The organism is Rhodovarius crocodyli (assembly GCF_004005855.1).
Classification (GTDB): Bacteria; Pseudomonadota; Alphaproteobacteria; order Acetobacterales; family Acetobacteraceae; genus Rhodovarius; species Rhodovarius crocodyli.
In genome coordinates this window covers 429727-443227 of sequence record NZ_SACL01000001.1, presented here as the reverse complement: position 1 = coordinate 443227, position 13501 = coordinate 429727, and the positions used below count along the sequence as shown (strand labels likewise).

Annotated in this window: 13 protein-coding genes and 1 riboswitch; of the genes, 4 read left to right on the top strand and 9 right to left on the bottom strand. The window is 70.3% G+C overall.

Going from position 1 to position 13501, the window contains the following annotated elements:
- Positions 1 to 8: 8 nt before the first annotated feature.
- Positions 9 to 116: riboswitch (TPP riboswitch) on the top strand.
- Between the two features lie 45 nt (positions 117 to 161).
- Positions 162 to 1736 (top strand): ABC transporter substrate-binding protein, encoded by a 1575-nt coding sequence (locus tag EOD42_RS02095; RefSeq protein WP_127785447.1) that lies wholly within the window; start codon positions 162 to 164, stop codon positions 1734 to 1736.
- 37 nt (positions 1737 to 1773) lie between these two features.
- Here EOD42_RS02095 and EOD42_RS02090 read toward each other — a convergent pair whose 3' ends face one another.
- The 5 genes from EOD42_RS02090 to EOD42_RS02070 form a co-directional block, all read right to left on the bottom strand.
- Complete coding sequence (locus EOD42_RS02090; RefSeq protein WP_127785445.1) at positions 1774 to 2700, bottom strand: potassium channel family protein; 927 nt, start codon at positions 2698 to 2700, stop codon at positions 1774 to 1776.
- A complete protein-coding gene (locus EOD42_RS02085) occupies positions 2693 to 3088 on the bottom strand; it encodes a RidA family protein (protein ID WP_127785443.1) in 396 nt (131 codons plus the stop codon). The genes EOD42_RS02090 and EOD42_RS02085 overlap by 8 nt, the downstream gene beginning before the upstream one ends.
- A gap of 155 nt (positions 3089 to 3243) precedes the next feature.
- The gene (gene ndk / locus EOD42_RS02080; RefSeq protein ID WP_127785441.1) at positions 3244 to 3666 is read right to left on the bottom strand and encodes a nucleoside-diphosphate kinase; all 423 of its coding nucleotides are present in this window, start codon (positions 3664 to 3666) and stop codon (positions 3244 to 3246) included.
- A gap of 76 nt (positions 3667 to 3742) precedes the next feature.
- Entirely contained in the window at positions 3743 to 4696 is a 954-nt protein-coding gene (locus EOD42_RS02075) for a Bug family tripartite tricarboxylate transporter substrate binding protein (RefSeq protein WP_127785439.1), read from the bottom strand.
- Positions 4696 to 5160: a YybH family protein gene (locus EOD42_RS02070; protein WP_206020217.1), complete on the bottom strand. Its 465-nt coding sequence runs from the start codon at positions 5158 to 5160 to the stop codon at positions 4696 to 4698. The genes EOD42_RS02075 and EOD42_RS02070 overlap by 1 nt, the downstream gene beginning before the upstream one ends.
- A 101-nt stretch (positions 5161 to 5261) precedes the next feature.
- On the opposite strand from EOD42_RS02070, the gene EOD42_RS02065 reads away from it, so the two are divergent.
- Positions 5262 to 6020, top strand: coding sequence for an SDR family NAD(P)-dependent oxidoreductase (locus tag EOD42_RS02065; RefSeq protein WP_127785437.1), 759 nt, complete (start codon positions 5262 to 5264; stop codon positions 6018 to 6020).
- A gap of 1 nt (position 6021) precedes the next feature.
- Here EOD42_RS02065 and EOD42_RS02060 read toward each other — a convergent pair whose 3' ends face one another.
- From EOD42_RS02060 to EOD42_RS02050, 3 genes are all read right to left on the bottom strand, one after another.
- Complete coding sequence (locus EOD42_RS02060) at positions 6022 to 7380, bottom strand: MATE family efflux transporter (RefSeq protein WP_127785435.1); 1359 nt, start codon at positions 7378 to 7380, stop codon at positions 6022 to 6024.
- 78 nt (positions 7381 to 7458) lie between these two features.
- Positions 7459 to 8373 carry a LysR family transcriptional regulator gene (locus EOD42_RS02055; RefSeq protein ID WP_127785433.1) on the bottom strand — a complete coding sequence of 305 codons (915 nt, stop codon included), beginning with the start codon at positions 8371 to 8373 and terminating at the stop codon, positions 7459 to 7461.
- A 55-nt stretch (positions 8374 to 8428) separates the two neighbouring features.
- Positions 8429 to 9439, bottom strand: a complete 1011-nt coding sequence (locus tag EOD42_RS02050) for a carbon-nitrogen hydrolase family protein (protein ID WP_127785431.1) — start codon at positions 9437 to 9439, stop codon at positions 8429 to 8431.
- A 220-nt stretch (positions 9440 to 9659) separates the two neighbouring features.
- On the opposite strand from EOD42_RS02050, the gene EOD42_RS02045 reads away from it, so the two are divergent.
- Together EOD42_RS02045 and EOD42_RS02040 are read left to right on the top strand one after the other, a co-directional pair.
- Entirely contained in the window at positions 9660 to 10628 is a 969-nt protein-coding gene (locus EOD42_RS02045; protein WP_127785429.1) for a Bug family tripartite tricarboxylate transporter substrate binding protein, read from the top strand.
- A gap of 67 nt (positions 10629 to 10695) precedes the next feature.
- Positions 10696 to 11928, top strand: coding sequence for a lactonase family protein (locus EOD42_RS02040; RefSeq protein WP_127785427.1), 1233 nt, complete (start codon positions 10696 to 10698; stop codon positions 11926 to 11928).
- Between the two features lie 10 nt (positions 11929 to 11938).
- On the opposite strand, the gene EOD42_RS02035 is transcribed toward EOD42_RS02040, so the two are convergent.
- On the bottom strand, positions 11939 to 13420 hold the full coding sequence (locus EOD42_RS02035; RefSeq protein WP_240654779.1) for a lyase family protein: 1482 nt from the start codon (positions 13418 to 13420) through the stop codon (positions 11939 to 11941).
- Positions 13421 to 13501: the final 81 nt, after the last annotated feature.

Genomic DNA, 13501 nt, shown 5'->3' with positions numbered 1-13501 from the left:
ACAATGGCCGGGTCACCACGGGGAGCCCGAGACAGGGCTGAGAGGCGAGTGTTACCTCGCGACCCGCGGAACCTGATCCGGTTGATACCGGCGTAGGGATGGGGACGCAGCGGCCGCCACGATCCGCCCCTCCTGTCGTCGTCGTTGGGAGGGAAGCGCGCATGCTGCGCCGTTCGATTCTGGGGGCCGCGCTCGCTGCCCCCGCTGCCTGGGGCCAGACCGTGGGCCCGCGCCAGCGCACCTTGCGCTTCATGCCGCAATCCTCGCTGGCCGTGCTGGACCCGATCTTCAACCCCAGCACCATCATCACCACCCACGGCTATTGCGTGTTCGACACGCTGTATGGCGCCGACCGCGCGCTGCGCGCCCACCCGCAGATGGCCGAGGGCCATACGGTGGAGGATGGCGGCCGGCGCGTGACCATCACGCTGCGCGACGGCCTGCGCTGGCATGATGGCGAACCGGTGCGCGCCGCCGATTGCGTGGCCAGCATCCGCCGCTGGGCCAGCCGCGACGGCTTCGGCGGTGTGCTGATGCGGGTGACGGAGGAGTTGAGCGCCACCGGCGACCGCACTATCCAGTTCCGCCTGCGCCGGCCCTTTCCCGCGCTGTTCGATGCGCTGGCCAAGCCCGGGGCCTCACCCTGCTTCATGATGCCGGAACGCTTCGCTAGCACGCCCGGCGACCGCGCGCTGGGGCCGGATGCGATGATCGGCAGCGGCCCCTGGCGCTTCCAGCCCGCCGAATATGTGCAGGGCAGCCGGTCCGTCTATCTGCGCAACGAGGACTACAAGCCGCGCGACGAGCCCGCCGATGCGGCCAGCGGCGGCAAGCGCGTGCATTTCGACCGGCTGGAGCTGGTCTGGATCCCGGATGGCGGCACCGCCGCCGCCGCCCTGCGCACCGGCGAGATCGACTGGATCGAGTACCCGCTGCCTGACCTGGTGCCGGTGCTGGAGCGCGATCGCGGCACTCGCACCCAGATCTATGATCCCAACGGGTTCCTCGGCTTCCTGCGCTTCAACCATCTGCACGCGCCGTTCAACGATGTGCGGGTGCGCCGCGCCATCCGCGACGTGATCGTGCAGCCGGACTTCATGCAGGCGGTGGCGCTGCCGCAGGACTGGCAGGAATGCCATTCCATGTTCCCCTGCGGCCTGCCGGGTGCGATGGAGTTCCCGCCCGCGCCCCGTGGTGACGCCGCCATGGACCGCGCCCGCGCGGCGCTGCGGGAGGCCGGCTACAACGGCGAGCCCATCATCCACATCAACCCCACCGACTTCCCGGCCGTGACCCAGCAGGGGCGCATCACGGTGGAGCTGATGCGCCGGTTGGGGGTGAACATCCAGCCGGTCGAGAGCGACTGGCCCAGCATCCTGGCCCGGCGCGCGAACCGGGCCCCCGGGCCGCAGGGCGGCTGGAACCTGCACAACACCAACGCGCCCGCCGCCACCATCGCCAACCCGGCCGTCAGCTGGGTGATCCGCATGAACGGCGCCAATGCCTGGCCCGGCTGGCCGGAGGATTCAGGGGTGGAGGAGCAGGTCCAGGCCTGGATCGACGCACCGGATGCCGCCGGCCAGGCCCAGGCCATGCAGCGTTTGCAGGAACTGGCGTGGGAGGCGGTGCCCATCGCGCCGACCGGCTTGTTCCGCCTGCGCACGGCCTTCCGCCGCGAATTGCAGGACGTGCTGCAGGGGCCGAACCCCTTCGTGTGGAATCTGAGGCGCGCCTAGGGTCCACGCCCATCCCGGACCTGAATGGGCGTGGACTCTACTCCGCGCGCCCGCGGCTTCTCATGATCTCGGCAAAGCCGAACAGCAGCAGCAACTGGCCGGTCACCATTTCGATGGCCGCCAGGATGCGGATGCCGTCATCCACCGGCATGATGTCGCCGTAGCCCACCGTTGTCAGCGTGACGACGGAGAAGTGCAGCGCCTCGGAAAAGTCGATGCGCGCCATCACGTCGTGGGAGCGGAACAGCGGCTCACGCGAGAGCCCGTCCGCGATGCGGTAGAAGCAGCCGAAGGCCACTGCCATCATGGTGAACAGGCTGACATAGGTGGCCATCGGCACCATCAGGAAGCGCAGGCGGCGCGCGACCAGCGTCAGGATGGCGGCCACATCCACCAGCAGCCGCACCACATCGCGCACCGACACGATGGAAATCAGCGAGATCACGCCCATCGCCAGGAACAGCGTCGCGGTCTGCACCTGCGGGCTCTCGCGGTTGAAGGGCGAGGACAGCGACAGCACCCCCACCACGCCGCACAGCACGAACCAGCGCAGGAAGCGCGGCAGATGGGTGATGTCGGCCTCGTTCAATCCCTCGGAGGCGATCTGTCGCAGCGAACTGCGCCAGTACAGGCAGGCGCTCAGAAAGGCGGCGACGGGCATGACGAAGCCCACCGGCCGTGCCCAGGGCAGGGCATCGGGAAAGGCGCTGCGGCCGATCACGACATAAAGGCACATGTACACGGCCAACCCGTTGGCCACGCCCAGGGCGAACAGCATGCCCTGGGGGAACACGACATACAGCGCGAGCACGGTGGCAGCGGCCACGCCGAGCGCCGCCACGCTGAACAGCCAGCCCTGGTCGCCGGCGGCGGCCGCCACCAGCAGCATCAGCGATGCCGTCACCGCCCCGTTCATCAGGGCGGTGCGGCGGTGCTTCCGGCGAAGGTGGTGGCCTTCAGCCACCTGTGCCGACGTCGGCCTTGGGCGGCAGCGCGGCCGCACCCGGAATGGCGGCGATGCCCGTGATCTCGACCTTCCAGTCGGGGTTCACCAGCGGCGCCTGGATGGTCATGCGGGCCGGCTTGTTGGCCTTGTCCATCCAGCGGTCCCAGGCGGCGTTCATCTTGGGGGCGTCCTTGATGTCGGCCAGCACGCAGGTGATGGACAGCAGCTGGGACTTGTCGGTGCCGGCATCGGCCAGCAGCACGTCGATCTGCGCCAGGATGTCGGCGGTCTGGCCTTCGGTATCCAGCGTCGCGTCGTCGGCCACCTGGCCGGCCAGGTACAGCACGCCGTTATGGGCGACGGCGCCGGACAGGCGGGGTTCCTCGGCGTAGCGCGTGATGGTCATGCAGGGCAGTCCTTTCATTGGTCCCGTCCGGTGTAGGGCAGGGGGCGGGACTGCCGCCAGGGGTAAGCGCATGAAAAAGGCCGCCGCGCCAGGAGCGCGACGGCCTTCAAAAGCGGCAGAACGCCCGGCTGGTCAGCCGAACCTGCCCGCGGCCTTCAGCCGACGATCTCGGAGCCCGCGAAGAAGTACGCGATCTCGATCGCGGCGTTCTCCAGGCTGTCGGAGCCGTGCACGGAGTTGGCTTCGATGCTCTCGGCGAACAGCTTGCGCACGGTGCCCTCGGCGGCGTTCGCCGGGTTGGTGGCGCCCATCAGCTCACGGTGGTGGGCCACGGCGTTCTCACCCTCGAGAACCTGCACCACCACGGGGCCGGAGATCATGAAGGACACCAGGTCCTTGAAGAACGGACGCTCCTTGTGGACGCCGTAGAAGGTCTCGGCCATCGCCTGGCTCATCTGGATGCGCTTCTGGGCGACGATGCGCAGGCCGGCCTTCTCGTACACGGCGTTGATGGCGCCGGTCAGGTTGCGGCGGGTCGCGTCGGGCTTCAGGATGCTGAAGGTCTGCTCGGTGGCCATGGGAAAGTCCTCGGGTTTTCGCGCGGGGGCATAGCCGCATGGCGGGTTTTGGGCAAGTGCGCCCGGCGTGAAACCCCTATTGCGCCTCGAAATTCACGCGTGCCAGCAGTTGCGTGCCGCGCGCTTCCTCCTGCCGGATGGCGGCATCGAAGGCCGCGGCGTCCTCGTCCACCGGCTCGAAGGCGAGCGCCGCGAGGCGCTGCATCACGTCGGGCTCGCGCATGCCCTCGGCGAGCGCGCGGTTCATCCGGGTGACGATGGCGGGCGGCATGCCCTTGGGGCCCCAGATGCCGTACCAGGAATGGAAGACGAAATCCGGCATGCCGGCTTCGGCCATGGTCGGGATCTCGGGCGCGGCCGGAATGCGGCGCTCATTCGTGATGGCCAGGCCGCGCAACTGCCCGCCGCGCACCATGGGCAGCGGCGCCAGCACGGGGTCGAACATCAGCGAGACATTGCCCGCCGCCACATCCGTCAGCCCCGCCGAGGAACTGCGCTGCGGCACCATCAGGATGTCCGCCCGCGCCGCCTGACCGAAGGCGATGGCCGCCAGATGCCCGGCCGAGCCCAGGGAGGAGGTGGTGAAGGTCCAGTCCCGCGCATTGGCATGGGCGGCGGCCGCGACCTCGGCCACGGTGCGCTGCGGCTTGCGCGGGTCCACCACGAACAGCAGCGGCCCCTTGGCGGTGCGGGCGATTGGGGCGAAATCGTTCAGCGGGTCGAAGGGGATGTTCCGCAGCACCCGGTGCAGCACGGCATGGATGGAGGCGGAGGCCATGATGGTCAGCCCATCCGGCTGCGACTGGATCAGCGCCATGCCGCCCACCACGCCGTTGCCGCCGGCGCGGTTCTCGACCACCACGGTCTGGCCCAGCTTTTCCTGCAGTTTCTGGGCGGCGATGCGGGACAGCGCATCGGTGGCCCCACCCGGGGGGAAGGGCACGATCATGCGGATGGGCCGCATGGATTGCGCCGTCACGATGCCGGGTGCGGCCAGCAGCCCGGCGGAAATGACGGCGCGCCGGCGCATCAGCGCGCGATCACCTCGCGGTTGCCGTAGCTTTCCTGCGGCACGCCGCGCTCCAGCGACATGTGGCTGTGCACACCCACCCAGCCCTCGCCGGTCTTGAGCAGGATGATGCTGGCGCGGCCGGGCCGGTCGAAGGGCGTGCCGTCCTGGTTATAGCCGGTGCTGTCCCACGGGGTGATGGCGACGGCCATCTGCCCGTCCGGGCTGGCCAGCACGCGGGTCTGGTCATGGATGAAGGTGAAGCCCGAGGTCTTGGGCCACACGCTGTCCCACTGGCGGTCGCGCCAGTCCCACAGGCCTTCCAGCACGCGCTTGTGGGTGCCGAAGGCCAGGGCCTGCTCGTGCCAGAAGGGATAGGCGCTCTTGTAGTCCACCTTCTGGACGCAGGCCGCGAAGGCGTCGAGCCAGGCGAGGATCTCGTCGCGCAGTTCGGGGCTGGCTTCGGGCAGGGCGGGAATCGTCACGTGGGTAAGCTCCGGCTAATCGATACGGCAAAGCTACGGTGCCCCCCTTGCGGTGTGCAAGCGACCGGGCAGCATGGGCAAAGGCTTATCCGGAGAAACCCATGTCAGACCGCCCCCGCGTCATTCTCGTCACCGGCGCTGCTTCCGGCATCGGGGCCGCGTGCTGCCGCGCGCTGGCCGGGCCCGGCACGGCCTTCCTGGTGCATACCCGCAAGAACGAGGAAGGCGCGGCCCGCACGGCCGCTGCCATTGAGGAACGCGGCGGCCGGGCCGTGACCGCCCTGGGCGACATCGGCGCGCCCGACGTGCCGGCGCGGCTGGTGGAGCAGGCGGTCGCGACCTTCGGCGGGCTGGATGTGGTGGTGGCCAATGCGGGCTTCGCGGACCGCACGCCGCTGATGGCGCTGGAGGATGAGGTGATCACCCGCAGCCTGGATACCATCCTGTGGGGCTTCATCCGGCTGGCCAAGGCGGCGGCGCCCGCGCTGGCTGCGAGCGAGAACGGGCGGCTGATCGCCATATCCTCCTTCGTGGCGCATGTGTTCCGGCCGGATGTGACGACATTCCCGGCGACCGCCGCCGCCAAGGGCGCGCTGGAGGCCACGCTGCGCGCCGTCGCCATCGAGCTGGCGCCGGCCGGCACCACGGTGAATGCGGTGGCCCCCGGCTTCACCCAGAAGGACCCTGGCACCCACACCGCCATGACGGCCGAACAGTGGAAGGCGATCGCCGCCAAGATCCCGATGGGCCGCATCGGCACGCCGGAGGACGTGGCGCAGGCGGTGGCCTATTTCGCCTCGCCCGGCGCGGCCTATGTCACCGGGCAGCTGCTGCACGTCAGCGGCGGGCTCGTGGCCTAGTTCAGCGGAACCAGGCGCCGGACTTCACCGCCCCCGCGATGGTGGTGCCATACACCACCAGCGCCAGGGCCAGCATGGTGTAGAGCAGCGCGATGGAGCCGGTGGCCTGGATCGCGATCCAGCCGCCGCCCAGCGCGATGGCCAGGCGGATGAACCCCGCCGTCAGCGGCCAGAACAGCTTGCCCGCCCCCTGCGAGGCGAAATACAGCGTCAGCCCCAGCCCGAAGAAGCCATAGGCCGGGCCCACGATGCGCAGGTACTGCGCGCCGGCCGCCAGCATCGCGGGCTCATCGCTGAACAGGCGCAGCCACAGCTCGGGCCGGATGGCGGCGGCCAGGCCCAGTGTCTCGGTGATGAGGAAGGCGATGCCCCCGCCGGTCAGGGCGATGCGCAGCGCGCGGTCGCGCTGCCCGGCGCCGATATTGGTACCGACCAGGGCCACCAGCGGCGCGCCGATGCCGAAGCTGAGCGGCACCAGCAGGTATTCCAGCCGGGCCCCGGTGCCGAAGCCGGCGATGGCGCCCGCGCCGCCCGTCATGGCCACCAGCCCGGTGGCGCCGCCGATCGTGATGTTGGTCAGCACCGAGGTGATGGCCGAGAAGGCGCCGATGCGCAGGATGGCCTTCAGCGGCGCCCAGCGCAGCCGCACCCAGCGGAACCGCGCCACATTGCGCCCGGACAGGATGTACCAGGCCATGGCGATGGTGCCGCCCACGAAGAACAGGATCAGCGCCACGCCGCCGCCCGCGATGCCCATGGCCGGGATGGGCCCCCAGCCGAAGATCAGCAGCGGCGACAGCGGCACCAGGAACACCACGCCCACGCAGATGACCGTGGCCGGAAATGCCATGTTGCCGGTGCCGCGGATGACGCTGGCCAGCCCGTTCATCAGCCAGACGAAGATGACCCCGCTGAACACGGTGTTCGAGTAGACCATGGCGGCGCGCAGTTCCTCGCCCTCGCCGCCCATGGCGCGATAGATATCCTCGCCGAACAGCAGGAACAGGGCGGAGAAGAACAGCCCCAGCACCAGGCTGATGAAGCCCGCATGCAGCACCAGCGCATCGGCGTCGTCCCGCCTGCCGGCGCCCAGCGCGCGCGCGACGGCGGCGGAGATGCCGCCCCCCATCGCCCCGCCGGAGATCATGGTCATCAGCATCACGGCCGGAAAGGTCAGGGCCATGCCCGCCAGCGCGTCGGTGCCGAGATGGGAAACCCACCAGGTCTCGATCAGCCCGGTGGAGGCCTGGGCGAGCATGATGAGGATGTTGGGCCAGGCCATGCGCAGCAGCAGCGGCACGATGGGTGCTTCGAGCAGGCGGCGGGTGCGCAGGTCGGTCGAGAGGGTGGTGGCGCTCATGCCCCCATGATCGGGCGGGGCGTGCCTGGCCGGAATGACGCAGACGCCTCATTTCCGGACAAATAGGGGCATATGCCTCTAATTCTCGGGCGCGCCATCCATCAGGAAATCGCGGTCCGCGCGCAGCGTCTCCTCCAGGAAGCGCACGGTTTCCCGCACGCGAGGCACCCAGGCAAGATCCTCATGCACCGCCAGGTAGATCGGGCGTTCAGCGCGGATCTGCGGCTTCAGCACCGGCACCAGCCGCGGGTCGGATTCCCCGGCGAAGGAGGGCAGCAGCACCAGCCCCGCGCCATTCGCCGCGGCCGTGGCCTGCGCGTACATCGAGGAGGACCGGAACGCCACGCGCGGCGCCGGCACGGCGTCCAGCAGCCAGTGGACCTCCGGGATCTGGACCAGGTCCTCGACGTAATCGACGAAGCTGTGTTCGGCCAGCGCTGCCGGCGTTTCCGGGGTGCCGTGCTCGGCCAGATAGGAGGGCGCGGCATAGAGGAACAGCCCGAAGCCGCCCACCTGCCGGATGGTCAGCTTCGGCCCGCGCACCGGCGCGAAGGAGAGGCTGATGTCGGCCTCGCGCTTGGTCAGGTTATACAGGGCGGGGCTGGTCACGATCTCGACCATCAGCCCCGGATGGCGGCGGGCCAGGCGCGGCAGCCGGCGGGCGAGATACTGGGCCGCGATGCCTTCCATGCTGGCGACCCGCACGCGGCCCTGCACGCCCGCGGAGGCATCATCCCGGCCATCGGTCATCGCCAGGGCCTGGGCTTCCATGGCCTCCGCATGCGGCAGCAGGCCACGCCCGGCCTCGGTCAGTGAAAACCCCTCGGCCGAGCGGTCGAACAGCTTGAGGTCGAGCGACTTCTCCAGCTCGGCCACGCGGCGGCTGACGGTGGTGTGGTCCACGCGCAAGCGGCGCGCGGCAGGGGCCAGCCGGCCCTGGCGCGCCAGTTCCAGGAAGAAGGGCAGGGTGCTCCAGTCGAGCTGTCGCGGCATGGTCCGGTCTGCTCCCGCATCGCAGGGCGATCCGTCCAACACCGCGCAGCGCCGGTCAAGCGGCCTGTTCGGGCGGCGGCGGGGCTTCCGGCGCCAGGTCCTGGAAGCGGATCGGCGGGCGGGGCGTGCGGTCCACCGTCAGGCGGAAGATGTCGAAGCGGTTGTAGTAGCCGACGACATCGTGGAACTGCTTGGGCTCCACGCAATCGGCCAGGTTCATCTCGACGAACAGCAGCCCCTCGTCGCGCTGGCTCTGGCCGATCTGCCGGCCATCGGGGCCGATGGCCAGGCTGACGGCGCGGGGCGTGCCCTCGATCACCCGCGCGGCCTCGGGCGAAAGCGCGGCCAGCGCCCGGGCGGCCGGTGCGTCGAGGTAGGAGGAAGCGACCAGCGTGAAGCATTTCGCCTCGAAGGAATGCGCGCCGCAGCGGATGCGGATGGCTTCCTCGATGTCGTAGGCGGCGGCTTCGCCCGGCATGCGGGTGGGCCAGATGGGGGGGAAGGAAGCCAGGTGCAGCTGCTCGCCCTCGGCCATCAGCGCGAAGCGGGCCAGCGGGTTGGTGTTCTCGCCGCAGATCAGCGCGCCGATGCGGCCGATGGGGGTCTGCGTCACGCGCAGGCCCTCGGCATCGCCGGGCGCCCAGACCAGCTTCTCGTAATAGGTCGGCACCAGCTTGCGGCGGTGGTTCAGCACCGTGCCGTCGGGGCCGATCAGCATGTTGCTGTTCCACAGGCAGCCGAGCGATGCCTCCGTCGCCTCACTGAAACCCACCGAGACATGCACGCCATGCCGCCGCGCGGCCTTGCGCAGGCTGTCGAGCTCGGGCCCGTCGGCGCGGATGGATTGCGCGGCGAAACGGGCGAAATGCTCATGCGTCAGGATGGGGGCGGCCAGCGCCGTCCAGGCCGGGAAGCCCGGGATGTAGCTTTCAGGGAACATCACCAGCTGGGCACCTGCCCGCGCGGCCTCGGCCACGGCATCGCAGGCCTTGGCGGCGGTGGCGGCCGCATCCATCCACACGGGGGCGAGATGCGCGGCTGCGACCTTGATATGGGGCAGGGACATGTGGGGCTCCTGAAGCGTCGGCGCATCATGCGGGGGGGCAGGGGCGGGGCGGCACCCCGAATTCCTGCAACACCCGCTGCGCGATTTCGGGATTCCCGCGATGGGGGCCGGGCGGCTAGCAATGGCCATCGACCCGGAAAACCGGGCGGCTTTTCAGGGAAACGCCGGCGCGCGGCCGGCATAACGGGTGCGACCATCGCCCCAACAACGAGGCACGCGCATGACCATTTCGAGGCGCCACCTTCTCGCCGCCGGGGCCGGCACGCTGCTGGCGACGCCCGCCCTCGCCGCCTGGCCTGAGCGGTCGATCCGCATCATCTCCCCCTATAACGCCGGGGGGGTGAACGACATCCTGGCGCGCGGGCTTTCGGTCCCCATGTCCGGCATCCTGAAGCAGTCCGTGGTGGTGGAGAACCGCGCGGGTGCGGGTGGCGGCATCGGCGCGGCGGTGGCCGCGCGCTCGGCGCCCGATGGCTACACGGCCTTCCTGGCCAATGTGGACACCCAGGCCATCAACCAGTTCATCTACCGCAACCTGCCCTATGACCCGGAGAAGGATTTCGCCCCGGTCACGCTGGTCACGACCATTCCCTTCGCCATCGTGGTCGGGCCGTCCAAGCCGCAGATCCGTGACCTGCCGGGGCTGATCGCGGCGGCCAAGGCCGATCCCAACGGGCTTTCCTTCGGCAGCTGGGGCGTGGGCAGCACCTCTCACCTGGCCTTCGAGCGCGTGGCGCGCCATGTCGGCATGGAGCTGCTGCATGTGCCCTTCACCGGCCAGGCGCCGGCCATGCAGGCCGTGATGGCATCCCAGGTGGATGTGATGGCCGTGCCCGGCGGCGGTGCGGAGGCCATGGCCCGCGACGGCCAGACCCGCATCCTGGCGGTGGTGGAGGCCGAGCGCCTGGCGCTGCTGCCGAATGTGCCGACGGTGAAGGAGTTCGGCGTCGACCTGAACATCGGCCTGTGGCAGGCGCTGTACATGCCGGCCCGCACGCCGCAGCCCGTGGTCGCGCAGTTCCGCGAGGCCGCGCATGAGGCGATGCAGTCCACGGGCTTCCAGGAAGTGCTGCGCGGCCAGGCCGCCAAGGCCGAGCCCACCACCCCCGAGGGCCTGACCGAGCTGGAGCGGCGCGAACGCCCGGCCTGGAGCGCGATCGTGCGCCAGCTGGGCGTGCGGATCGAGTAGGGCACCCAGTATCACGGCTTCGTGAGTATGGGTTCGGATCGGGGGCACGCGCCCCTACCTGCGGGGGATGCGCTTTCAGTCCTTTTCCCTCTCGCGCCGGGGGGCCGTGTTCCTCGGTGCGGCGCTCGCTTCCCCCGCCATTCCATCCCGTGCGCAGGAGGCCGACGCGCTGGCGCCGGTTTCCGCCTCTCGCATCGCGGCGATCTCGGATGGGGATTTCCTCGCCTCGACCTTCACCGATGGGGTGCTGCCGCCTTTCGGCGCCCATCGTGACCTGCTGACCCTGTTCACCCGCAGCGGCCAGGGCTTCACCCGCGCCGCGCTCGAAGTTTCCAACTCAGCCACCGCCGGGCCGGATACCATGGCCGCGTCGCCCGACGGGCAGACCCTCTATGTGGTGGACCGGCTGGAGCGCGCGACTCCGGAGGCGACCCGGGTCACCGAGCTGGCTCCGGGCCGGACGCTGACCACCATCCGCCCGGAGCCCAGCAGCGCCCTGGTCGCGACGCGCGCGGTGCCGCCGGGCTCAGAGGCGGTGGCGGCGAGCCCGGATGGCGCCTGGCTGGCCGTCGTGGGAAATGGCGCGGAGCAGGCCACCCTGGCCCTTCTGCCGGTGGGAGACGGACCACCGGGCGAGGCGGTCGTCTATGGCCATGCCGCCCTGGGCTTTGCTGCGGCCGATGAAGGGCCGCGCGGCGGCGTGACGCTGACCGGCGTGCAGTGGTTGCCGGACGCCAAGGCCCTGGCCCTGACCGACGCGGGCGGCAAGCGCCTGGGCTTCTTCCGCTTCGACGGGGGCACGCTGACGCCCTGGGGCGGGCTGGTGGCCACGGGCGGCGGCCCGCTGACCGGTCGTTTCGTGCCGGGTGGGCGGTTCTACGTCACGGCCGAGGGGCCGGGCCGGGGCGTGCTGGGCGTCATGCAGATGGCTGAGGATGGCCGGCACCGGCGGATCGCGGAGGTGCCCGCCGATATGGCCCCGCGCGGCCTGGCGGTCAGCCGCGACGGCCGCCTGCTGGCCATGGTGCATGTGCGGGGCACGGCCGAGGCCTCGGTCAGCCTGCTGGCCTTCGACCCGGAGAGCGGCGAATGCCGCAAGCTGCAGGAAGCCCCGCTGGAGGGGCTGCTGCCGGCGGGTGCCGCCTTCGACGCCACCGGCAGCCACCTGCTGGTGACGCTGTTTCAGGGCAATGGCGACCAGGGCGCCTTGGCCGTGTTCCGTACCGCGCAGCAGCAGCTCGTCCCCGCCGGGCGGGTGCCGCTGCCGCATGGCGCACACCATGTGGTGGTGTGCGCCTGAGGGCGCGCCCTCAGTTGCCCAGCCGCGCGAAATCCGCGTTCAGCGTGGCCAGCGCGCCGTCGATGCGTTCGCGACGCTCCCTGATCCAGCCTTCCTGGGCTGCCAGGGCCTGGCCGGTGGCCGCGATCATGCGGGCCATTTCGGCCGGCTGCGGCCCGCCCGCCGTGCGGCGGTTGCGCACGATGGCCACGGGGTCCAGCGCGGCGCGGAACTCGGCCTCGCTCAGCGGCAGGCTGCCTTCCTGGTGCATTTCGTGGCGCACCGTCTCGGCATAGATCCGCTGCGCCTCGGCATAGGGGAAGTCGCTGGGGCGGATGTCATGCGCGCGGGCATAATCCACGATGCCGGAGGCGAAGTGATGCCCGACGCGGAACGGCAGGCGATGGTCGCGCATCAGGATATCCGCCACCTCCTGCGATGCGGTCCAGTCGAGGTTCAGCTCCTCCAGCGCGCGCTCGGGGCTGATGACCATGGCGTTCAGCACCCGGTCGAAGCCGTCCAGCATCCGCACGGCGGCCGAGGTCATGGCGACATTGTCGCTGGTCACCTTGGGGTCGTTCATGCCGGGGGTGATGTTGTGCGCCATGATGGAGCGGCCCACGCCCAGCGACAGCACGCGCGATGCCTCCGTGCGGACGTTGATCAGCAGGCCCGGGTTGCGCTTCTGCGGCATGGCCGAGGAGACATAGGTGTTGCCGTCGCCCTCACGCAGCAGGATCCACGGCCGGGGCTGGGAATACTGCGTCATCACGTCCTCGATGAAGGCGCCTATGTGCAGGGCCATGCTGCCGGTCAGCGCGCCGATCTCGACCGGGATCTCTGACGACAGGATCTGCGCGGCGTCATAGGCGTTGTCGACGGTGGCGGGGAAACCCAGGTAGCGCGCCATGCGGTCGCGGTTCAGCGGCCAGCTGGTGCCGTTCAGCACCGTGGTGCCCATGGGCGAGTGATCCAGCCGCGCGAAGGCCTGGCGCAGGCGCTCCGCATCGCGCTCGAACCCCGCCAGGTGGCCCAGCAGGTAATGGCCATAGCTGTTGGGCTGGGCCGCAACGCCGTTGGTGTAGTTGGGCACCACGGTCGCGGCGTGCTGCTCGGCCAGCCGCAGGATGGTGGCGTTGACCCGCCGCAGGGAGGTGGCGATGCGCAGCATCTCGTCGCGCAGGATGGCGGCGCGGACGGTGGCCAGCATGTCCTGGCTGGAACGACCGGCATGCAGCAGCGTGGCCTCGACGCCCGCGGCCTCGATCAGCAGCGGCTCGAAGGTGATGACCAGGTTGGGGCGGGGGCCGCCGGGGCGGTTGCCGGCGTCGAGGACCGTGCGCAGCCCGGCCGCGATTCGCGGCGCGACGGCGCGGTCGAGCAGGCCTTCCTCGGTGTTGATGACGGCGCTCGCCTTGTTGATCTCACCCAGCCAGAAGAACTCGTCCCGGCGCTGGGCGGCGGGGGCGGCATTCGGGTTCTGGGCATAGGCAGGCAGGGAACAGGCACACATCAGCAAGGCTCCGATGCTTCGACGCAAGATGGACATGTTCAACTCCCTTGGCTTTGCTGTGGTGATAGGAGTTTCCCCGCC